Annotated in this window: 17 protein-coding genes; 16 read left to right on the forward strand and 1 reads right to left on the reverse strand. The window is 53.1% G+C overall.

Annotated features, from left to right (window positions below; genetic code table 11):
- The first annotated feature begins 2 nt into the window (after positions 1 to 2).
- The 16 genes from rseP (at position 3) to ispD (ending at position 19,913) form a co-directional block, all read left to right on the forward strand.
- Complete coding sequence (gene rseP, locus PLU01S_RS10675; protein WP_074828084.1) at positions 3 to 1,355, forward strand: RIP metalloprotease RseP; 1,353 nt, start codon at positions 3 to 5, stop codon at positions 1,353 to 1,355.
- A gap of 74 nt (positions 1,356 to 1,429) precedes the next feature.
- Positions 1,430 to 3,796: an outer membrane protein assembly factor BamA gene (bamA, locus tag PLU01S_RS10680; protein WP_074828086.1), complete on the forward strand. Its 2,367-nt coding sequence runs from the start codon at positions 1,430 to 1,432 to the stop codon at positions 3,794 to 3,796.
- Positions 3,797 to 3,837: 41 nt separating this feature from the next.
- Positions 3,838 to 4,341, forward strand: a complete 504-nt coding sequence (locus PLU01S_RS10685; RefSeq protein ID WP_074828089.1) for an OmpH/Skp family outer membrane protein — start codon at positions 3,838 to 3,840, stop codon at positions 4,339 to 4,341.
- Positions 4,341 to 5,405: a UDP-3-O-(3-hydroxymyristoyl)glucosamine N-acyltransferase gene (gene lpxD / locus PLU01S_RS10690; RefSeq protein WP_019364442.1), complete on the forward strand. Its 1,065-nt coding sequence runs from the start codon at positions 4,341 to 4,343 to the stop codon at positions 5,403 to 5,405. The genes PLU01S_RS10685 and lpxD overlap by 1 nt, the downstream gene beginning before the upstream one ends.
- 42 nt (positions 5,406 to 5,447) lie before the next feature.
- Positions 5,448 to 5,888, forward strand: coding sequence for a 3-hydroxyacyl-ACP dehydratase FabZ (gene fabZ / locus PLU01S_RS10695; protein WP_010797388.1), 441 nt, complete (start codon positions 5,448 to 5,450; stop codon positions 5,886 to 5,888).
- Complete coding sequence (gene lpxA, locus PLU01S_RS10700) at positions 5,885 to 6,661, forward strand: acyl-ACP--UDP-N-acetylglucosamine O-acyltransferase (RefSeq protein WP_010797389.1); 777 nt, start codon at positions 5,885 to 5,887, stop codon at positions 6,659 to 6,661. The genes fabZ and lpxA overlap by 4 nt, the downstream gene beginning before the upstream one ends.
- A 59-nt stretch (positions 6,662 to 6,720) precedes the next feature.
- The gene (gene lpxB, locus PLU01S_RS10705) at positions 6,721 to 7,863 is read left to right on the forward strand and encodes a lipid-A-disaccharide synthase (RefSeq protein WP_074828091.1); all 1,143 of its coding nucleotides are present in this window, start codon (positions 6,721 to 6,723) and stop codon (positions 7,861 to 7,863) included.
- Complete coding sequence (gene rnhB, locus PLU01S_RS10710; RefSeq protein ID WP_074828094.1) at positions 7,863 to 8,501, forward strand: ribonuclease HII; 639 nt, start codon at positions 7,863 to 7,865, stop codon at positions 8,499 to 8,501. Before lpxB ends, rnhB begins: the two co-directional genes overlap by 1 nt.
- A gap of 176 nt (positions 8,502 to 8,677) precedes the next feature.
- Positions 8,678 to 12,196, forward strand: coding sequence for a DNA polymerase III subunit alpha (gene dnaE / locus PLU01S_RS10715; protein WP_074828100.1), 3,519 nt, complete (start codon positions 8,678 to 8,680; stop codon positions 12,194 to 12,196).
- Positions 12,197 to 12,357: 161 nt separating this feature from the next.
- Entirely contained in the window at positions 12,358 to 13,308 is a 951-nt protein-coding gene (locus PLU01S_RS10720; RefSeq protein ID WP_019364447.1) for an acetyl-CoA carboxylase carboxyltransferase subunit alpha, read from the forward strand.
- Between the two features lie 83 nt (positions 13,309 to 13,391).
- Entirely contained in the window at positions 13,392 to 14,729 is a 1,338-nt protein-coding gene (gene tilS, locus PLU01S_RS10725; protein ID WP_074828103.1) for a tRNA lysidine(34) synthetase TilS, read from the forward strand.
- Positions 14,730 to 14,894: 165 nt separating this feature from the next.
- On the forward strand, positions 14,895 to 16,523 hold the full coding sequence (locus tag PLU01S_RS10730) for a CTP synthase (RefSeq protein ID WP_074828107.1): 1,629 nt from the start codon (positions 14,895 to 14,897) through the stop codon (positions 16,521 to 16,523).
- Between the two features lie 5 nt (positions 16,524 to 16,528).
- Positions 16,529 to 17,374 (forward strand): 3-deoxy-8-phosphooctulonate synthase, encoded by an 846-nt coding sequence (gene kdsA / locus PLU01S_RS10735; RefSeq protein WP_019364450.1) that lies wholly within the window; start codon positions 16,529 to 16,531, stop codon positions 17,372 to 17,374.
- A 79-nt stretch (positions 17,375 to 17,453) separates the two neighbouring features.
- Complete coding sequence (eno, locus tag PLU01S_RS10740) at positions 17,454 to 18,743, forward strand: phosphopyruvate hydratase (protein WP_010797397.1); 1,290 nt, start codon at positions 17,454 to 17,456, stop codon at positions 18,741 to 18,743.
- 163 nt (positions 18,744 to 18,906) lie between these two features.
- Positions 18,907 to 19,185, forward strand: a complete 279-nt coding sequence (locus tag PLU01S_RS10745; RefSeq protein WP_010797398.1) for a septum formation initiator family protein — start codon at positions 18,907 to 18,909, stop codon at positions 19,183 to 19,185.
- Positions 19,182 to 19,913, forward strand: a complete 732-nt coding sequence (gene ispD / locus PLU01S_RS10750) for a 2-C-methyl-D-erythritol 4-phosphate cytidylyltransferase (RefSeq protein ID WP_074828112.1) — start codon at positions 19,182 to 19,184, stop codon at positions 19,911 to 19,913. The genes PLU01S_RS10745 and ispD overlap by 4 nt, the downstream gene beginning before the upstream one ends.
- A 4-nt stretch (positions 19,914 to 19,917) precedes the next feature.
- Here ispD and PLU01S_RS10755 read toward each other — a convergent pair whose 3' ends face one another.
- Positions 19,918 to 21,084, reverse strand: coding sequence for a baeRF3 domain-containing protein (locus PLU01S_RS10755; RefSeq protein ID WP_010797400.1), 1,167 nt, complete (start codon positions 21,082 to 21,084; stop codon positions 19,918 to 19,920).
- Positions 21,085 to 21,330: the final 246 nt, after the last annotated feature.

Raw genomic sequence — 21,330 nt, forward strand, 5'->3', positions numbered from 1 at the left:
CCATGAGTGCACTGTATATGATTCTTGGAACCCTAATTGCATTAGGGGTGTTGGTTACTTTCCATGAGTTTGGGCACTTTTGGGTTGCTCGTCGATGTGGTGTCAAGGTCCTGCGTTTCTCTGTTGGATTTGGTAAGGCGCTATTTCGTTGGCATGACAGGCAGGGAACTGAGTTCGTAGTAGCAGCAATACCGCTTGGCGGTTATGTAAAAATGCTGGATGAGCGAGAAGGGGAGGTTTCTGCTAACCAGCTCGACCAAACGTTCAATCGTAAGTCTGTATATCAGCGTATCGCTATCGTAGCGGCGGGTCCGGTGGCCAATTTCTTATTGGCTATCGTGTTCTTTTGGGCTCTGGCCATGCTTGGAACTCAGCAGGTCAAGCCTGTCGTCGGAAAAGTCGATGAAGGTAGTCTTGCTGCACAAGCAGGCTTGCAGGCAAACGATGAAATTGTCTCGGTTGATGGGAAGGCTGTTTCCGGATGGGGTGAGGTCAACCTCAAGCTGGTTCGCCGTCTCGGTGAAACGGGTACGTTGGTCGTGGAAACTCGCGAGTCTGATAACAGTCAGCAAGAAGTACATTCCATTCGGCTTGATGGTTGGCTCAAGGACTCTGATAGCCCGGACCCTATTGGATCTCTCGGCATACATCCATGGCGTCCGGCACTGCTACCTGTTGTGGCTGAACTAGATCCTGAAGGGCCTGCCTCCAGAGCAGGTGTTCAGTCTGGTGATCGTATTGTTTCGGTTGAGGGTTCATCGGTTAACGACTGGCAAGAGGTGGTCGATTATGTTCGTGCCCACCCGAATCAAACAGTAAACCTAGTGCTTAATCGTTCCGGAATTGAGCGCTCTGTCCCAGTTATGCTTTCTAGTAAAGGTGATGCAAAAAGTGCCTCTGGCTACTTGGGCGCTGGTGTCAAGGGCGTGGAATGGCCCTCTGAAATGCTTCGGGAGGTCAGCTATGGCCCGCTGGAGGCCGTAGGTCAGGGACTTTTGCGTACTTGGACCATGAGTTTGCTGACGCTCGACTCGCTTAAGAAAATGTTGCTTGGGGAACTCTCGGTAAAAAACTTGAGTGGGCCGATAACCATTGCTAAAGTGGCGGGCGCTTCTGCCCAGTCAGGTGTCAGTGACTTCTTAAACTTCCTGGCCTACCTGAGCATAAGCCTTGGGGTTTTAAACCTGCTTCCTGTGCCGGTACTGGACGGTGGACATTTGTTGTTCTACTTCGTCGAGTGGGCAAGAGGGAAACCTGTATCCGAGCGCATTCAGGCGTGGGGTATGCAGATTGGTATAAGCCTAATTGTTGGTGTCATGTTACTGGCTCTGGTCAATGACCTTGGGCGTCTGTAACTCGCCGCTGAACGCTTAGTCTGCCGTATAAGCGGTAGGCTATTTATTTGTCAGTTGGAATAAAAAAGGGACTCATGAAACGCTTGCTGCTACCTGCGGTAATAGCCGCGCTGATGATCGGCGAGGTTCACGCCGAGTCCTTCACCATCTCCGATATTCGTGTAAACGGTTTGCAGAGGGTTTCTGCCGGAAGCGTTTTCGGTGCATTACCTCTTAACGTAGGCGATGCTGTAGATGATCGTCGCCTTTCCGATGCGACTCGCTCCCTGTTCCGTACGGGTTTTTTCCAAGATATTCAATTAGGGCGTGACGGTAACGTCCTGGTTGTGAGCGTAGTTGAGCGCCCCTCGATTTCAAGCATCACTATTGAGGGCAACAAGGCGATCTCAGAAGACGACCTTAAAAAAGGTCTTCAACAATCGGGTTTGGCTGAAGGTGAAATTTTCCAGCAGGCAACGCTGGAAGGTGTGCGCAATGAGCTGCTTCGTCAGTATGTTGCTCAAGGTCGCTATTCTGCCAATATCGAAACCGAGGTCATTCCGCAGCCACGTAACCGCGTTCAGTTGAAAATCAAAATCAACGAAGGTGAAGTGGCAACGATCTCTCAGGTCAATATTGTCGGAAATCATGTGTTTCCAGAGCAGGATCTAATTGATCTGTTCGAATTGAAGAAAAGTCATCTGCTTTCTTTCTTCAAAAACGACGACAAATATTCTCGTGAAAAACTTTCTGGCGATCTTGAGCGCTTGCGCTCCTATTACCTTGATCGTGGTTATATCAATATGGATATCACCTCGACTCAGGTATCGATTACGCCTGATAAGAAACACGTCTATATTACGGTCAACGTCAACGAAGGTGAAAAATACACCGTTCGGGATGTAAAACTTTCAGGTGACCTGAAAGTGCCGGAAGAAGAAATTCGCAGGCTGATGTTGGTACAGCCCGGACAGGTGTTCTCTCGAAAGGTGATGACTGGCACCTCAGATCTGATCACCCGCCGCCTCGGGAATGAAGGCTATACGTTCGCTAATGTGAACGGTGTACCGGAACCACATGATGATGACCATACGGTTTCGTTGACCTTTGTAGTCGATCCCGGCAAGCGTGCCTATGTAAATCGTATCAATTTCCGTGGCAATACCAAGACGGAAGATGAAGTCCTCCGCCGCGAAATGCGCCAGATGGAAGGTGGCTGGGCGTCCACTTACCTGATTGATCAGTCCAAAACCCGTTTGGAACGTCTGGGCTATTTCAAGGAAGTCAATGTCGAGACGCCGCAGGTTCCTGGCACTGACGATCAGGTCGACGTGAATTACTCTGTGGAAGAACAACCGTCTGGTTCTATTACCGCAAGTGTTGGCTTTGCTCAAAGTGCGGGTTTGATCCTGGGTGGATCTATCAGCCAGAGCAACTTCTTGGGTACTGGTAATAGAGTAAGCGTAGGCTTGACGAGAAGTCAGTATCAGACTCGCTACAATTTCAGCTTTACTGATCCATACTGGACCGATGACGGTGTGAGCCTTGGCTATAACGCCTTCTATCGCTCAACCAACTATGATGATCTGGATGTTGATATTTCCAGTTACTCCATCAATAGCCTCGGCTTTGGGGTAAATTTTGGCTATCCGATCAGTGAAACGTCTCGACTGAACTTTGGGCTTGGCGTTCAGCGTGATGAGCTTGACCCCAATAACTATACTGTCGACGAAGTTTATAAATTCATTGAACAGGAAGGGGATAGTTTCACTAACTTTAAAGCTTCGATCGGCTGGTCAGAGTCAACCCTAAATAAAGGCGTGCTGGCTACTCGAGGGCACTCGCAAAGTCTTTCTCTGGAAACAACAATTCCGGGAAGCGATCTGAGCTATTACAAAGTTGACTATCGTGGTCAGGTTTTTGCTGGGTTAACGCAGAATACTGCACTTCGCTTCCATACCGAGCTGGGATATGGCGATGGTTATGGTTCAACCAGCGGCTTGCCATTTTATGAAAATTACTATGCTGGTGGTTTTAATTCAGTTCGTGGTTTTGAAGATAGCAGCCTTGGTCCGAGGAGTACTCCTGCTTCTGGAAGATATAAGGCTCAAGGTCAAGAAACAGATACCGATCAAGATCCTGAACCATTTGGCGGTAATGTGTTGATCACAGGCGGGGCCGAATATCTGTTCCCCTTGCCTTTCGTGAAAGATCAGCGTCAGCTGCGAACAGTGCTGTTCTGGGATGTGGGTAGTGTCTTCGACACCAAGTGCCGCTTGGTCGACAAGGATAGCGCCAGCTGTAACAAGGTCAGCTTTTCCAATATGGCAAGCTCCGTGGGCGTTGGCGTGACTTGGGTAACTGCGTTGGGTCCGTTAAGCTTCAGCTTAGGTATGCCAGTTAAAAAGCCTGATAATGCTGACACGCAAGTATTCCAGTTCTCGCTGGGCCAGACGTTCTAATTGATCCAACTCTATATCGCGTTTAAACGCAGGAGTGCATTGTGCGTAAGTTCTTCCGTTTCGCCTTGATCGCCGCCGCTGTTGTTGCCACCCCGGCTTTTGCCGAGATGAAGATTGCGGTGCTCAATTATCAGATGGCACTCCTGGAGTCGGATGCAGCAAAAAAATACGCTGTAGACGCTGAGAAAAAGTTCGGCCCACAGCTTAACAAGCTGAAGGCACTGGAAGGTGATGCAAAGAATATTCAAAGTCGCCTTGCTGCCGGGGGCGATAAAATGAAGGATTCTGAACGTGACCGTCTTGAGTCGGACTTCAAGCAGAAAGCGCGTGACTTCCAGTTTCAGTCAAAAGAGCTGAACGAAGCCAAGGCCGCAGCTGATCGCGATATGCTGAAGCAGCTCAAGCCGAAGCTGGATAAAGCGGTGGAAGAAGTATTGAAGAAGGGCAACTACGACATCGTCATCGAGCGTGGCGCTGTGGTTGATGCCAAGCCTCAATATGATATTACACGTGATGTTATCGAGCGGATGAACCAGAACCGCTAATGATGACCTCTACCACTTACACTCTAAGGCAGCTGGCAGAGCGCCTTGGAGCTGAGCTCCGGGGAAACCCGGAGCTTCTCATTTCTGGTCTTGCGACATTGCAGGATGCCCAGCCCGAGCAGTTGAGTTTCCTTGCCAATGCCCAGTACAAGAAATATTTGGCTGACACCAAAGCGGGTGCTGTGATCCTGCATCCGACTGAGGTGGAGGGATTTTCAGGCAATTGCCTGGTAATCGCCAATCCTTACCTTGCCTATGCGCAGCTTTCCCATCTGTTTGATCGAAAACCTCTGCCGAAAGCTGGTATTCATCCTTCCGCCCTGGTCGCTGAGGATGCTTTTGTAGATCCTACGGCAAGTGTCGGTGCGTATGCAGTTATCGAGTCAGGTGTATCGATAGGTGCAGGTGTTGTCATTGGAGCGCATTGCTTCATCGGTGCTCGTAGTCAGATCGGCGAAAACGGATGGCTTGCACCGCGAGTTACGCTGTATCACGACGTTCGAGTTGGGAAGCGAGTGGTTATCCAGTCTGGCGCCGTTATCGGCGGCGAGGGGTTTGGCTTTGCGAACCATCAGGGGCAATGGAAAAAAATTGCTCAGCTGGGTGGTGTCAGTATTGGCGATGATGTCGAGATTGGCGCTAATACTACTATCGATCGAGGCGCGCTGGCCGACACGATCATCAGTAATGGCGTTAAGCTCGACAACCAGATAATGATTGCTCACAACGTACAAATTGGTGAGCACACAGCGATGGCGGCTTGCGTAGGGATCTCGGGCAGTACCAAGATCGGACGCCATTGCACGATTGCCGGCGGTGTCGGCATGGTTGGACATATTGAGGTCTGCGATAACGTTTTCGTTACTGGCATGACCATGGTTACCCGCTCGATTACCGAGCCAGGCGCTTATTCTTCCGGCACGGCAATGCAGCCTGCTGCCGAATGGAGAAAAAGTGCGGCTCGTATCCGTCACCTGGATGATATGGCTCGGCGTCTGCAGCTTCTCGAAAAAACAGTAGCTGCCGTGACCTTACAGGATGACGCTGCTTCTGATGCAGAGTAACGCATCGGGCGTTTCCTTTTTTTTGAACAGGCCTCTCCAGATATGATGGACATTAACGAGATTCGCGAATACTTGCCTCACCGCTACCCGTTCCTGTTGGTGGACCGGGTAGTGGAGCTGGACATTGAAGGCAAGCGTATTCGTGCCTACAAAAATGTCAGCATCAACGAACCCTTTTTTAATGGTCATTTCCCTCAGCATCCTATTATGCCGGGTGTTTTGATTATCGAAGCAATGGCGCAAGCGGCAGGGATTCTTGGTTTCAAGATGATGAATTCTTCTCCGGCAGAGGGAACCCTGTATTACTTTGTCGGCTCGGATAACATGCGCTTTCGTCAGCCTGTTTTGCCGGGCGATCAGTTGCAGCTGGAAGCTCGTTTCATTAGTTGCAAGCGCGGCATTTGGAAGTTCGAATGCCAGGCAACAGTTGACGAGAAAGCGGTATGCTCTGCTGAAATTATCTGTGCGGAACGCAAACTATGAGTTTGATCGACCCTAGGGCGATCATTGAGCCAGGCGCCAAACTGGCTGACGACGTCAAGGTTGGGCCTTGGTCCATCGTAGGCGCCGATGTTGAAGTGGGTGAGGGCACGGTCATAGGCCCGCACGTTATACTGCATGGACCAACGGTCATTGGTAAGCACAACCGCATCTACCAGTTTTCTACGATTGGAGAGGACACCCCAGACCTCAAGTACAAGGGTGAACCTACGCGCCTTGTTATTGGTGACCATAATGTCATTCGCGAGGGTGTCACGATCCATCGGGGGACCGTTCAGGACCGTAGCGAAACCACTATAGGTGACCATAACCTGCTGATGGCATATGTCCACATCGGGCATGACAGTGTGATAGGCAATAACTGCATTCTGGTCAATAACACGGCGTTGGCAGGGCATGTCCATGTGGATGATTGGGCAATTTTGTCCGGTTACACACTGGTACATCAATTCTGCCGTATCGGTGCACACAGCTTTTCAGGTATGGGCACTGCCATCGGTAAGGATGTGCCTGCCTACGTAACGGTCTTTGGCAACCCGGCCGAAGCGCGCAGCATGAATTTTGAAGGCTTGCGCCGCCGTGGTTTTTCCAGTGAAGCGATTCATGCCCTCCGTCGTGCTTACAAGGTTGTCTACCGCCAAGGTTTGACGGTTGACGAAGCATTGAAGGAATTGGAGCAGGTTGCTCTTGAGTTTCCCGAAGTTGCAGTCTTCAGGGACTCTATAGTCAGCTCCACACGCGGCATAACACGTTAATCCTTTCAAGGCCGCAGATGCGGCCTTCAGTTTATATTGGCGCTATTAAAGAGCTGGGTATGTCTGCCTTGAATCGACCCTTGCGAATCGCTCTCGTTGCCGGTGAGGCTTCTGGGGATATTTTGGGCTCAGGCCTTATGGGAGCGCTTAAAGCACGGCATTCGGCTGTCGAGTTCATTGGTGTTGGCGGTCCGCGCATGGAGGCAGAGGGCATGAGCTCGGCCTTTCCCATGGAGCGACTCTCCGTCATGGGGCTGGTAGAGGTGCTAGGCCGGCTTCGAGAGCTTTTGCGACGTCGAAAAGAGCTTATCCAGACACTCATACAGGCCCGCCCCGATGTCTTTATTGGCATTGATGCGCCAGATTTCGTACTTGAAATGGAGCAGCAGCTTCGTGCCGCAGGGATACCGACTGTTCATTATGTCAGTCCCTCTGTCTGGGCATGGCGGCAAAAGCGTGTTCTTAAGATTCGTGAGGCCTGCGATCTCATGTTGACGTTGTTTCCTTTCGAAGCCCGCTTCTATGAGGAAAAGCAGGTTCCCGTACGTTTCGTTGGCCACCCGCTGGCCGATACCATTCCGCTTGATCCTGATCGCACGCTTGCCCGCAAAGTTTTGGGCTTACCGCCAGATGGGCCTGTCGTTGCTTTGCTCCCAGGAAGTCGTGGTGGTGAAGTTTCACGGCTGGGTGCTCTTTTTTTCGATGCCGCAGAACGGTTGAGTGCGTTAAGGCCTGATATTCAATTTGTATTGCCTTGTGCCAATGAGCATCGGCGTAAGCAGATAGAGTCTTTACTAGAAGGCCGCTCTGTTCGTGTGATGTTGACTCAGGGGCAGTCACATGAAGTGCTGGCCAGCTGTAATGCTGTGCTTATTGCTTCAGGAACGGCCACGTTGGAAGCAATGCTATTTAAACGTCCAATGGTGGTTGCCTATAAGGTGGCTCCATTGACGTACTGCATCTTGAAACGGATGGTAAGGAGTCCTTATATCTCTTTACCGAACTTGCTGGCAGGCAAGCCTCTTGTTCCTGAGTTGATTCAGGACGATGCCACGGCAGAAAGATTGGTAAACGCGATATTGCCTCTTTTGGATGATCCCTCTATGCAAACAGAAGGATTTGAAGCTATTCATCACGCATTACGTCAGGACGCGTCACGACAAGCCGCAGATGCAGTACTGACGCTTATTGGGGCTGATTGATGCAATTGGGTTTGGATTTCACATTGGTGCAGGAATTGGTCGCAGGTGTCGATGAAGTAGGACGAGGTCCCTTATGTGGGCCTGTCGTTACCGCTGCTGTGATCCTGGACCCAGCACGTCCTATCCATGGGCTCAACGACTCTAAAAAGCTTACCAAGGCGCGCCGCGAGGCGTTGTTTGAAGAAATTCATGAAAAGGCATTGGCATGCTGTATCGCTCGCGCCGATGTTCATGAAATTGATGCGATCAATATCCTTCATGCAACCATGCTGGCAATGAAGCGAGCGGTTGAAGGACTGGCTGTTTTACCCAAGCTGGCCTTGATCGATGGTAATCGCTGCCCGGTACTGTCGGTTCCAAGTGCTGCGGTGATCAAGGGTGACAGTCAGGTGCCTGCTATCGCAGCAGCGTCTATATTGGCTAAGGTCTCTCGAGATCGGGAAATGGCAGAAATGGATCTGCTTTATCCAGGATATGGTTTGGCAGGTCACAAGGGGTATCCCACAGCTGAGCATCTTGATGCACTTAAACGGCTTGGCCCTACGCCTATGCATCGACGCTCATTCGCGCCCGTGCGGGATGCTTTTGCTGCGTTGGAAGTCAGCGTGAGGCAAGTTTCAGGGGCTATGGCGCTCTAATCGAAGATTAAGAAAAAACGAACCGACGGACGGCGACGCCTGTATTTTCTAGGCTGAGCAGTGTTGGCGCATTCATTTGCCTGAGCATGCATATCTGCTCATTCCTATCAAGCTTCTAGCTTGTCCTCCCGGTTAGTACAATTCCGGTTCGTTTTTGCATGATTGTCGGGGTTTCCATGACCGTATCCTTTGTTCACTTGCGTTTGCATACTGAATATTCGCTGGTTGATGGTCTGGTCAGGGTAAAGCCCTTGGTCAAGTCGGTAGCGGGGGCAGGCATGCCTGCTGTAGCGGTGACAGACCAGAATAATTTGTGCTCGCTGGTAAAGTTTTACAAGGCTGCTATGGGGGCCGGTATCAAGCCCATCTGTGGCGCCGACCTGTGGCTGGCCAATCCTGACGAGGAAGGGCCGCTTACCCGCCTGACCTTGCTGGTTATGAACAAGCAAGGCTATAGAAATCTGACTGAGCTGGTTTCGCGCGGTTATCAGGAAGGACAGCACGAAGGCCAAATCATTGTCCAACGTGAGTGGGTCAAGGCGGCTGCCGACGGCTTGATTGCGCTTTCCGGCTCTAAAGAGGGTGAGGTAGGGCTGGCCTTGCTGGCCGGTGACAATCTACGCGCCGAGCGGTTGTTAGGTGAATGGCTGGACGTCTTTGGTGATCGTTTTTACCTGGAGGTGCAGCGTACCCAGCGCGTCAATGATGAAGAGCATCTTCACGCCGCGGTTGCCTTGGCGGATCGTTGCAACGTACCGCTTGTAGCAACCAATGATGTTCGTTTTATCAAGCAGGAAGACTTCGAGGCCCATGAAACGCGGGTCTGTATTGGTGAGGGACGTGTACTCGATGATCCGTTGCGTCCTCGTACCTATAGCGATCAACAGTACCTCAAGTCTCCTGAGGAGATGTGGGAGCTTTTTAGTGATCTGCCAGAGGCCTTGGAAAATACGGTCGAAATCGCCAAGCGCTGCAACATTGAAGTGCAGCTTGGCAAATATTTCTTGCCTAATTTCCCCATTCCCGAAGGCATGACCATTGACGATTACCTGCGAAAGGTATCGTTTGACGGATTGGAAGAGCGTCTGGCGGTACTCCTGCCCAAGGAAACGCCAGATTACGAGGCCAAGCGGCAGGTCTATGTGGATCGCTTGAACTTCGAGCTGAATATCATTATTCAGATGGGGTTTCCCGGCTACTTCCTCATCGTAATGGACTTCATTCAATGGGCGAAGAACAATGGCGTCCCGGTGGGGCCGGGCCGTGGATCGGGTGCTGGCTCGCTGGTAGCGTATGTGCTGAAAATTACGGATCTGGATCCGCTGGCCTATGACCTGCTGTTCGAGCGCTTCCTCAACCCTGAACGTATTTCCATGCCTGACTTCGATGTCGATTTCTGCATGGACGGTCGTGACCGCGTAATTGATTATGTTGCGGGCGCCTATGGGCGTAACGCGGTCAGTCAGATCATTACTTTTGGCACCATGGCCGCAAAGGCGGTGGTTCGTGACGTTGCTCGTGTGCAGGGTAAGTCTTATGGTCTGGCCGACAGATTGTCCAAGATGATCCCCTTCGAAGTAGGCATGACGCTTCAGAAAGCCTATGAGCAGGAGGAGATGCTTCGTGACTTCCTCAAGGTCGACGAAGAGGCCCAGGAAATCTGGGACATGGCGCTCAAACTGGAGGGTATCACTCGGGGAACCGGTAAGCATGCGGGTGGTGTGGTAATCGCACCTACCAAACTGACAGACTTCTCTCCCGTTTCTTGCGATGAGGACGGTAACGGACTGGTTACCCAGTTCGATAAGGACGATGTAGAGCAGGCGGGCCTGGTGAAGTTCGACTTCCTGGGTTTGCGAACATTGACCATCATCAAATGGGCAATGGAAACGATCAATCGAGAGCATGCTGCAAAAGGGCTCGATCCGGTTAACATCGACTTTATCCCGCTGGATGACAAGAAGACCTACGATCTCTTGCAGAAGGCGGAGACGACGGCCGTGTTCCAGCTGGAATCCCGCGGCATGAAAGAGCTGATCAAAAAGCTCAAGCCCGACTGCCTGGAAGACCTGATTGCATTGGTGGCCTTGTTCCGTCCGGGGCCGCTGCAGTCAGGCATGGTAGATGACTTCATCAACCGAAAGCACGGCCGTGCCGAGCTGGCCTATCCCCACCCCGATTATCAGTATGAAGGGCTCAAGCCTGTCCTGGCTCCCACCTATGGCATCATCCTGTATCAAGAGCAGGTTATGCAGATTGCCCAGGTCATGGGGGGCTATACCCTGGGTCAGGCCGACATGCTGCGTCGCGCCATGGGTAAGAAAAAGCCGGAGGAAATGGCCAAGCAGCGGGGCGGCTTTATTGAAGGTTGTGCCAATAATGGCATCGATGCTGAGCTTGCCGGTAACATCTTTGATCTGGTAGAAAAATTTGCGGGTTATGGCTTCAACAAGTCCCACTCGGCTGCCTATGGTCTGGTGTCCTATCAAACTGCCTGGCTGAAGGCGCATTTCCCTGCGCCGTTCATGGCTGCGGTGTTGTCAGCGGATATGCACAACACCGACAAGGTGGTAATCCTCATTGAGGAATGCCGCCATATGAAACTGCGGATCGATGCGCCGGATGTGAACATCTCTGACTTCAAGTTCACTGTAAATGAAGGTGGACGCATCGTTTACGGTCTTGGTGCTATCAAGGGGGTTGGTGAGGGTCCGGTAGAGGCGATTGTAGAAGCGCGCCAGGAGGGGCCTTTCAAGGATCTGTTTGATTTCTGCGACCGTGTCGATCTCAAGCGCATCAACAAACGTACCCTTGAAGCGCTTATTCGCTCGGGAGCGCTGGATCGCCTGGGGCCGCATTATCATGACGAGCTCAAGGCCTACCAGGCGACTATCGATCAGAATCGCTCAGTGCTGTTGGCCGCAATGGAAGAGGCGATTGCGGCAGCCGAGCAAACGGCACGGAGCAATAACAGCGGGCATATGGATTTATTCGGGGGTGTGTTTGCCGAGCCGGAAGCCGATGTCTACGTTAATCATTACAAGGCACGAGCGCTGACGCTCAAGGAGCGTCTACGGGGGGAAAAGGAAACCCTCGGCCTGTACCTGACGGGGCATCCGATCGATGAGTATGAGGGTGAAGTACGGCGACTGGCTCGCCAGCGCATTGTGGACCTCAAGCCCTCTCGTGAAACCCAGACGGTTGCCGGCCTTATCGTTAATCTGCGTGTGATGAAAAACAAGCGCGGCGATAAGATGGGGTTTGTTACACTGGATGATCGCTCGGGCCGGATTGAGGCTTCGCTGTTTGCCGAAGCATTTCATGCTGCTCAGTCCTTGTTGCAGACTGACGCCTTGGTCATTGTTGAGGGCGAAGTCAGCCAGGATGATTTCTCGGGCGGCTTGAGACTGCGCGCCAAGCGCGTGCTGGGCCTGGAAGAGGCTCGCACCGCATTGGCTGAAAGTCTGCGCATCTCGGTTGCAAGCGATGCATTGAAAGGCGACCGTCTTCGGTGGTTGGCCGACCTCTGTACCAAGCATCGGGGCGCTTGCCCGGTTACGCTGGATTATCGAAGCCAGGATGCCAGGGCCCTGCTGCAATTTGGCGAGCAGTGGAGAATCGATCCTGGTGATGGCCTGATACAGGCACTACGTGACCAGTTTGGAAGAGAAAACGTCTTCCTGAACTACCGTTGATCCGAGCGGCGCAAGTGCCGCTCATTCGACCAAACCATGCCAATGGCCTCAAGGGTTGAGGCGGCGATCTCGATAATTGATCTGCCGGCCTCGACCTGATCCGCCTGATCTTTTAAGGTAGGCGACCCGGCCGCTGGCTCAAGATTGCAAGACGGATACTCATGAACCCGAACTATCTCGATTTCGAACAGCCGATCGCTGACCTCCAGGCCAAGATTGAAGAGCTTCGCTTGGTTGGTAATGACAATTCGCTGAACATCAGTGACGAGATTGCCCGGCTGCAGGAAAAGAGCCAGGCACTGACCAAAAGTATTTTCGGTAGTCTGAGCAGCTGGCAAGTGGCTCGTCTGGCGCGTCACCCCTTGCGGCCCTACACGCTGGACTATATCAGCCATCTTTTCGTTGATTTCGAAGAGCTTCATGGCGACCGTCATTTCGCTGATGATCCAGCCATTGTTGGCGGTATCGCTCGTCTGGATGATCAACCCGTCATGGTCATTGGTCATCAGAAGGGGCGTGAGGTGCGTGAAAAGGTACGTCGTAATTTTGGTATGCCTCGCCCGGAAGGTTACCGTAAAGCCTGCCGTCTGATGGAAATGGCCGAGCGTTTCAAGATGCCGATTCTGACGTTTATCGATACTCCCGGTGCTTATCCGGGGATCGATGCCGAAGAGCGTGGACAAAGTGAGGCGATTGCCTGGAATCTGCGTGTCATGTCGCGTTTGAAAACGCCTATCATCGCAACCGTGATCGGCGAGGGTGGTTCTGGTGGCGCCCTGGCAATTGGCGTGTGCGACCAGCTGAACATGCTTCAACATTCGACTTACTCTGTGATTTCGCCTGAAGGCTGCGCCTCGATTCTCTGGAAAACTGCCGAGAAGGCGCCTGATGCGGCTGAAGCCATGGGCATTACTGCGGAGCGTTTAAAGGGGCTGGGTATTGTAGATACCGTTATCGATGAGCCACTGGGCGGTGCCCATCGTGATCCCGCTGTAATGTCTGCTTCCATTCGTGAAGCTCTGGTAGATCAGCTTGACATGCTCAAGAAATTCTCCAGCGAAGAGTTGTTGACGCGTCGTTACGAGCGTCTGATGAGCTACGGTATTTCCTGATCTGTCTCCACGTATGTCCGGCCCATGCCGGACATACGCTTAAGCTGTTTACATGAATAGTGTGTATTCATTGATGGGCAGCCATGTCTCTTTCTGATGTCCCGCTTCCCCCTCTGGCTGACAACGTCCTGAAGGTCTTGACGCCCTATCTGCATGCCAAGCGATGGCATATCGCATTTTCAGGCGGCATGGATTCTTCGGTTCTTCTGCATGTTTTATCGCGGCTGTCCTTCTGCAGGCAGGTGCCGTCGCTACATGCCATTCATGTGCACCATGGTCTTCTCAAAGAGGCTGACGAGTGGGTGGAGCATTGTCGGCAGATGTGTGACCTGCTCCAGGTTCCCCTGAGCGTCGAGCATGTACAAGTGGATCAGAATTCAAGCCTGGAGCGAGCGGCCCGGGACGCACGCTATGCCGCCTTTGCGCGGCACGTTAGAGAGCATGAAGTTCTGCTAGTGGCTCAGCATCAGGACGATCAGGCGGAGACTTTGCTGCTAAGACTGCTGCGTGGAGCTGGGGTAAAGGGTTTGTCTGCCATGGCGACCTCGCGTGCAATGGCTGAGGGACGCCTGGTAAGACCCTTCCTGTCTGTTCCTCGAGCTGAACTGTCACGTTATGCCCTAGCGGAAAAGCTGGAGTGGGTGGAAGATCCTAGTAACATACAGGTTGTTCAGGATCGTAACTTCCTGCGCCATGAGATTCTCACTCGACTGCGCTTACGATGGCCGCAGGCTTCAGCCAGCGTTGCCCGCAGTGCAGGGCATATGACCGAGGCGCTGGCTATTCTTGAAGAGTGCGCTGCCATGGACTTGTCTGCCGCACAGACAGCTACTGCATTTCCTTGGTTGCCGCTTCCAAGTCTCGAACTTGAGATTATCAGGCAGCTGAGCGAGCACCGTCAGCGCAACGCACTTCGCCACTGGTTAGATCGATATAGCCGTATGCCAGATACTGATCATTGGGTGGGCTGGGTTGCACTGCGGGATGCCAGTCCCTCGGCCAGTCCCGTCTGGGTACTGGAAGGCGGTGAGATACATCGGGGGGCGGGACGGCTCTGGTGGTTACCGCATCAGTGGTTGGGCGCCGCCTGTATGCCTTGTCAGTGGCCTGAAAAGGAGTCGGAGGTGGCGTTGGGTGGCAATGGACGAGTGTATATCGTTGGTCAGCGGCCTTTGGGATCACTTGAAGTCCGCTATCGTCAGGGAGGAGAAATCATGGCTGTCCCTGGGCGTGGACACAGAGATCTCAAACGGCTCCTGAATGAGCATCATGTGCCGACGTTCTTGCGCGGCAGATTGCCGCTGCTGTTTTGTAACGGGCAGTTGATAGCCATTGCGAATCTGTCTGGACTCAGTGGTCCAGCCGATCAGCACTGGCGGTTCGAATGGGTTCCTGCGACGAGCGGCCAGCGTTTGAGCTGAAAGGCACTTTGTTGTAGACTACGCTCCCGTCTTGTACCGCACTTGTTGTTTACGTAACAACCGGTGTGCGTTGGGCATGAAGTATTACCGTGCTCAACCGAGGCCTCTAGGCCTCCCTCGCTTCCCGGCGGCTTTCCGCCTAACTACAGATTTCTAGGAAAATTCATGACGCGCTACATCTTCGTCACGGGCGGTGTTGTTTCTTCATTGGGGAAAGGCATTGCCTCGGCTTCCTTGGGCGCCATTCTGGAAGCGAGGGGCTTGAAGGTCACCATGCTCAAGCTGGATCCCTATATCAACGTCGATCCAGGTACCATGAGCCCATTCCAGCACGGCGAAGTGTTTGTCACCCATGACGGTGCCGAGACCGATCTCGACCTGGGTCACTACGAGCGTTTTATTCGCACTACAGTGACTCAGGACAACAACTTCACGACCGGCCGCATCTACATGGATGTGCTGCGCAAGGAGCGTCGCGGCGATTACCTGGGCGCAACCGTTCAGGTAATCCCTCACATTACCGATGAAATCAAGCGCCGTATTATCAAGGGCGCAGGTGATGCGGATGTGGCGCTGGTCGAAATCGGCGGTACCGTAGGTGACATCGAGTCCCAACCCTTCCTGGAAGCCATACGCCAGTTGCGCGTGGAAATCGGCGCTCGCCGTGCCATGTTGATGCATCTGACGTTGGTGCCCTATATTGCAACCGCGGGTGAAACCAAGACCAAGCCGACTCAGCACTCGGTAAAGGAATTGCGCTCCATCGGCCTGCAGCCTGATGTTTTGATCTGCCGCTCCGATCATCCGGTAGACAGTTCTTCCCGCCGCAAGATCGCGCTGTTCACTAACGTGGAAGAGCGTGCCGTCATCTCTCTGGAAGACGTGGATACGATTTACCGTATTCCTTCCGTTCTGCATGCGCAGGGTCTGGACGATTTCGTGGTAGAGCGCTTTGGCCTCGAATGCGGTCAGGCTGACCTGAGTGAGTGGGATCGTGTGGTCGATGCCAAGCTCAACCCAGAGCGTGAAGTAACTATCGCTATGGTTGGCAAGTACATGGAGCTTCTGGATGCATACAAGTCGCTTATCGAGGCGATGACGCATGCCGGTATCCAGAGCCGTACAAAGGTCAATCTGCGCTATATCGATTCGGAAGATATCGAGCAGCAGGGTACCCATCTGCTCAAGGGCGTTGATGCGATCCTTGTGCCGGGTGGTTTTGGTCTGCGCGGTGTAGAGGGCAAGATTCGCACGGTTCAGTATGCACGTGAGAACAAGATTCCGTACCTGGGTATCTGCCTGGGCATGCAGGTAGCGGTAATCGAGTTCGCCCGTAACGTATTGGGCTGGAGCGATGCCAACTCCACCGAATTTGACAAGTCTGGTCAGCACCCGGTGGTTGGTTTGATTACCGAGTGGCAGGATGCGTCCGGCGCTACCGAGATCCGTACAGAAGCTTCGGATCTGGGCGGCACCATGCGCCTGGGAGCTCAGGAGTGCCAATTGTCTTCAGGTACACTGGTACATGATTGCTACCGGCAAGACGTAATCGTTGAGCGTCACCGTCACCGTTACGAAGTGAACAACAACCTGCTGCCCGAAATCATGGCGGCGGGCCTGAAGGTCACTGGCCGTTCCGGCGACGGTGCATTGGTGGAGGTCGTCGAGGCGCCGGATCATCCCTGGTTTGTGGCGTGCCAGTTCCATCCGGAATTCACCTCTACCCCGCGTGATGGTCATCCGCTCTTCAGCGGTTTCGTGAATGCGGCTCTGAAATACGCTAATAAGGCTTGATGACTATGGCTCAGAAAACGATTCGTGTCGGTACTATCGAAGTGGCTAACGACAAGCCGTTCGTGCTGTTTGGCGGAATGAACGTGCTTGAGTCTCGCGATCTGGCGATGCAGATCTGCGAAGAGTACGTGAAGGTAACGCAGAAGCTGGGTATCCCTTATATCTTCAAGGCCAGCTTTGACAAGGCCAACCGTTCTTCGGTCAACTCTTTCCGTGGCCCAGGCCTGGAAGAGGGCATGAAGATCTTTGAAGAGATCAAGAAGACCTTCAATGTACCGGTTATCACGGACGTCCATGAGCCCTATCAGGCGGCACCGGTTGCAGAAGTATGCGACATCATCCAGCTGCCGGCTTTCCTGTCCCGGCAGACGGATCTGGTAGTCGCCATGGCTAAGACCAATGCCGTTATAAATATCAAGAAAGCCCAGTTCCTCGCGCCTCAGGAAATGAAGCATATCCTGAAGAAATGTGAGGAAGTGGGTAATGATCAGTTGATCCTGTGCGAGCGTGGCACGTCCTTTGGTTATAACAATCTGGTAGTCGACATGCTGGGCTTCGGCATCATGAAGCAATTCGACTACCCGATCATTTTTGACGTGACCCATGCCCTGCAGATGCCTGGCGGTCGCAGCGATTCCGCAGGTGGTCGTCGTGCACAGGTTACCGATCTGGCCAAGGCCGGTTTGAGTCAGGGACTGGCAGGTCTGTTCCTGGAGGCACATCCTGATCCTGACAGTGCCAAGTGCGATGGCCCTTGCGCACTTCGATTGAACAAGCTGGAGCCCTTCCTGGCTCAGCTAAAGGCACTGGATGAACTGGTGAAGTCGTTCACTCCAATCGAAACCGCCTGATGCTCCGCTGAACTTAGTTCCAAATAAGAAGCCGAAGGTGCAGTTTGCACCTGACCAGAACCATGGAGAGCGTATAACAATGGCAAAGATCGTCGACATAAAAGGCCGGGAAATTCTGGATTCCCGCGGTAACCCTACCGTGGAAGCCGAGGTGATTCTTGATAACGGTATCGTCGGCAGGGCTTGTGCGCCCTCTGGTGCATCCACAGGATCCCGCGAGGCATTGGAACTGCGTGATGGCGACAAGAGCCGTTACCTGGGCAAGGGTGTTCTGACAGCCGTTGGTAATGTAAACGGCCCGATCCGTGATCTTCTTATTGGCAAGGACCCATCGGATCAGAAAGCGCTCGACAAGGCGATGATCGAGCTCGATGGTACTGAGAACAAGTCCAAGCTGGGCGCCAACGCCATTTTGGCGGTATCCCTGGCAGCTGCCAAGGCGGCCGCCGAGGATAAAGATCTGCCCTTGTATGCCCATATCGCAGAGCTGAACGGCACGCCCGGTCAGTACTCCATGCCGGTTCCGATGATGAATATCATCAACGGCGGCGAGCATGCCGATAACAATGTCGACATCCAGGAGTTCATGGTCCAGCCGGTTGGCGCAAAAAGCTTCGCTGATGCCCTGCGCATGGGTGCTGAGATATTCCATCACCTGAAGGCGGTTCTCAAGGCGCGTGGCCTGAATACTGCCGTGGGCGATGAAGGTGGCTTTGCCCCGAACCTGTCCTCCAACGAAGATGCCCTAGGTGCTATTGCCGAAGCGGTTGAAAAGGCCGGATACAAGCTGGGCACGGATGTCACTCTGGCCTTGGACTGCGCCTCCAGCGAGTTCTATGAAAACGGTCAGTACAGCTTGTCTGGCGAAGGCAAGACGTTCGATGCTCCTGGTTTTGCCGATTATCTTGCAGGTCTGAGCGAGCGTTTCCCGATCATCTCTATCGAAGATGGTATGGATGAGTCCGACTGGGCTGGCTGGAAGGCGTTGACTGATAAGATCGGCAACAAGGTGCAGCTGGTAGGTGACGATCTGTTCGTGACCAATACTAAGATTCTCAAGGAAGGGATCGAGAAAGGTATCGGTAACTCCATCCTCATCAAGTTCAACCAGATCGGTTCACTGACCGAGACGCTGGAAGCCATCCAGATGGCCAAGGCTGCTGGTTATACGGCGGTCATTTCTCACCGCTCGGGTGAGACCGAAGACGCAACGATTGCTGATCTTGCCGTGGGTACTGCGGCAGGGCAGATCAAGACCGGCTCACTGTGTCGTTCAGACCGGGTCTCCAAGTACAATCAGCTGCTTCGTATCGAAGAGCAGCTTGGTGCAAAAGCACCGTACCGTGGACGTGCCGAATTTCGTAGCTGAGTTCACAGTGAGCGGCGCAGGCCGCTCCGCTGTTGCGAAATGATGTGTTAAAAGAGCAGGATTGAAGTGTCGCTTATCGATATAGGCATCATTTCCTTCCTGCTCTTGTTTTAAGTATGTTCTCATTAGCTCACTTAACTTGTTGCTTTGAACCGTAAAGCCAATGCGTAGCCCTTACTGGTTGTTTCCTGTCCTGATCATTGCGTTAGCCGGCTTGCAGTATCGCCTGTGGGTAGGTGATGGCAGTTTGGCGCAGGTAAAAGAGCTGCGTGAGCAGATTTCCAGTCAGGATGAGGAAAATAAGCAGCTGCTTGAACGCAACCGGATCCTCGAGGCGGAAGTTGCCGAGTTGAAAAAGGGCATGGAGACGGTTGAAGAGCGGGCTCGCCATGAGCTCGGTATGGTTAGAGAGGGTGAGACCCTTTACCTGCAGTCCAAATGATAAACACCTCATTACCTCTTTTCTGGGCCGTTATTCCGGCAGCGGGTATCGGTTCGCGCATGCGAGCGGATCGCCCCAAGCAATATCTGGATCTGGCGGGCCGAACGGTCATTGAGCACACGCTTTCTGCGTTATTGGATCATGCTTCCCTGCAGGGCATAGTCGTTAGCCTGGCGGTTGATGACAGATGGTGGCCTGGTCTTGTCTGCGCTACGGATAATCGGATTACCCGGGCTACTGGTGGGAAGGAACGTGCCGACTCTGTACTGAACGGCCTTATGCGGCTGGAAGCCTGCGGCGCATCTGATCTTGACTGGGTATTGGTACATGATGCAGCAAGACCTAATCTGGCTCAGAGCGACATTGATCGGCTATTGCAGGAGCTGGCTGATGATGAGGTTGGGGGATTACTGGCTATTCCAGTCAAGGATACGTTAAAGCGTGTCGACCCTTATGGCCGGGTTGAGGTGACAGTAGATCGTAGTGTCATCTGGCAGGCCTATACACCCCAGATGTTTCGATTGGGCCATCTGAGACAAGCGCTCAGTGATGCATTGGCTGCTGGCGTCATGATCACGGACGAAGCCTCCGCTATGGAGTGGGCGGGCTATAGACCCCGCGTGATAGAAGGGCGAAGTGATAACATCAAGATTACGCGGCCCGAGGATCTGGTCTGGCTGACGCAACTTTGGCATGAGCGCCGGCACGAACCGACGCCCACGACCTGACCCTTTAGAAGCGATACACTGCCGCTGCCCCCGTCTTGGACGGCATACGTTCACGGGGTACGACGACCACATCGCCGCCATGTTCCATGACGTAGGTGATCAGCTCATCCAGCACATCGGCTGTTTCAGCTCCAGCGGGTTTGGAGGGATGCAGCTCGCCACTTTCCCGATCAAGCAGCCCGGGTATCTGGCGATCAGCCTCTACCAGCAGCATGGCTACACGGCTTTCAGCAGTGGCTTTTCCAATTTCTTCCAGTTGATCGGAGGCCAAGCCTTGGCCACGAGATTCGCCGTATTGGTCAAGAATGCCATTCAGGCGCTTCAAGTACATAGGCTCCATGAGCTTCCAGCTTTCCTGGCGCAGCATTTCTGTATCCAAGGCACCCTGGCCGATAGAAATACCTTTTTCCAAAAGCTGCTGGTTGTGACTGACATGACGGAAAACGGTCTGATTTTCCGGGAGCGCAGCCAAAATAAGGGGCAGTCCAGAGGGTTTGGAGTGGTGTTCAGTAATGGCTCGGTCGACAGCTCTAAAAAAGCGCTCACAGTCGATATCGATCTGCTCTTGCTTACCACTTCCACCAGAGCCGTGAATCATGGGGTCGCCACGCTCGCTCGCTCCACCAAAGCCGTTGGTGTTACCAATCTGATCCTTGGGCGTTAGTTCTGAACCTAATGCCTCATCTTGATTGCGGGGTACTTCAGGCGCCAGCTCAACTTCATCCAATACGTCCCGGTTGCCTTCAAAGAGGCGTACCTGATTACGAGACAAGCACAGAATCTGGTAACGATCTGCTGACTGAGCAATACGAAGAATGGGCTTCAAATAATGCTGAGAATTGACGAGGGCCACTTCGGGCACCTTGCGCTGCAGCGGATAAACCATGAAATAGTCTTTTCCACCAAAGACGGCGACACCATCACGGGTGTGATTCCAGAAGTCGCGGTTATCAACCAATTCATCGAATGGCTTGAGTAGCGTATCGCTGGGAGCGTCGGGGAATTGCTGTTCCAGAGAGGCTCTCAGGTCGCGGACCAGATTCTTGAAGCGGATCGGGTCCTGTGTGCGCTCTGGAAAGCTTCGATGGGTAGGCATGTAAATCGATAGGCATGGCGGCTCATGCTTTTCCATTAGTTCAGCCAATGTTGCTTTGGTGATGGGTCCGTACATGGCGGCTTCCTCGCTATGGTTATGGAGGGTTCGTCAACTACGAATGAGCGTGGCACCTGGTATAGACCAGGCAGAGCCGGCTCCTCGCTGAATCCGGCAAGGCAGAACGTGTCCGCTTTCGGTTTCACATCGCTTTGAAAGTATCGATGCAGAATGCTCAAGAATGCGGTGCCGTTCTGACCTCTGGGATTCGACTGTTTGGAGCATGACCCTTTCATGTTCCATATAGGTACGACGAGCCCGGCA

The sequence above is a fragment of the Pseudomonas luteola NBRC 103146 genome, from assembly GCF_002091675.1.
GTDB classification, from domain to species: domain Bacteria; phylum Pseudomonadota; class Gammaproteobacteria; order Pseudomonadales; family Pseudomonadaceae; genus Chryseomonas; species Chryseomonas luteola.

What these genes read in the sequence shown, in the direction of transcription:
- PLU01S_RS10730 (WP_074828107.1), top strand. Translation starts at nt 14,895, where the DNA reads ATGACGCGCTACATCTTCGTCACGGGCGGTGTTGTTTCTTCATTGGGG.
- ispD (WP_074828112.1), top strand. Translation starts at nt 19,182, where the DNA reads ATGATAAACACCTCATTACCTCTTTTCTGGGCCGTTATTCCGGCAGCG.
- tilS (WP_074828103.1), top strand. Translation starts at nt 13,392, where the DNA reads ATGTCTCTTTCTGATGTCCCGCTTCCCCCTCTGGCTGACAACGTCCTG.
- bamA (WP_074828086.1), top strand. Translation starts at nt 1,430, where the DNA reads ATGAAACGCTTGCTGCTACCTGCGGTAATAGCCGCGCTGATGATCGGC.
- lpxA (WP_010797389.1), top strand. Translation starts at nt 5,885, where the DNA reads ATGAGTTTGATCGACCCTAGGGCGATCATTGAGCCAGGCGCCAAACTG.
- eno (WP_010797397.1), top strand. Translation starts at nt 17,454, where the DNA reads ATGGCAAAGATCGTCGACATAAAAGGCCGGGAAATTCTGGATTCCCGC.
- lpxD (WP_019364442.1), top strand. Translation starts at nt 4,341, where the DNA reads ATGATGACCTCTACCACTTACACTCTAAGGCAGCTGGCAGAGCGCCTT.
- PLU01S_RS10720 (WP_019364447.1), top strand. Translation starts at nt 12,358, where the DNA reads ATGAACCCGAACTATCTCGATTTCGAACAGCCGATCGCTGACCTCCAG.
- fabZ (WP_010797388.1), top strand. Translation starts at nt 5,448, where the DNA reads ATGATGGACATTAACGAGATTCGCGAATACTTGCCTCACCGCTACCCG.
- rseP (WP_074828084.1), top strand. Translation starts at nt 3, where the DNA reads ATGAGTGCACTGTATATGATTCTTGGAACCCTAATTGCATTAGGGGTG.
- rnhB (WP_074828094.1), top strand. Translation starts at nt 7,863, where the DNA reads ATGCAATTGGGTTTGGATTTCACATTGGTGCAGGAATTGGTCGCAGGT.
- dnaE (WP_074828100.1), top strand. Translation starts at nt 8,678, where the DNA reads ATGACCGTATCCTTTGTTCACTTGCGTTTGCATACTGAATATTCGCTG.
- lpxB (WP_074828091.1), top strand. Translation starts at nt 6,721, where the DNA reads ATGTCTGCCTTGAATCGACCCTTGCGAATCGCTCTCGTTGCCGGTGAG.
- PLU01S_RS10745 (WP_010797398.1), top strand. Translation starts at nt 18,907, where the DNA reads ATGCGTAGCCCTTACTGGTTGTTTCCTGTCCTGATCATTGCGTTAGCC.
- PLU01S_RS10755 (WP_010797400.1), bottom strand. Translation starts at nt 21,084, where the DNA reads ATGTACGGACCCATCACCAAAGCAACATTGGCTGAACTAATGGAAAAG.
- kdsA (WP_019364450.1), top strand. Translation starts at nt 16,529, where the DNA reads ATGGCTCAGAAAACGATTCGTGTCGGTACTATCGAAGTGGCTAACGAC.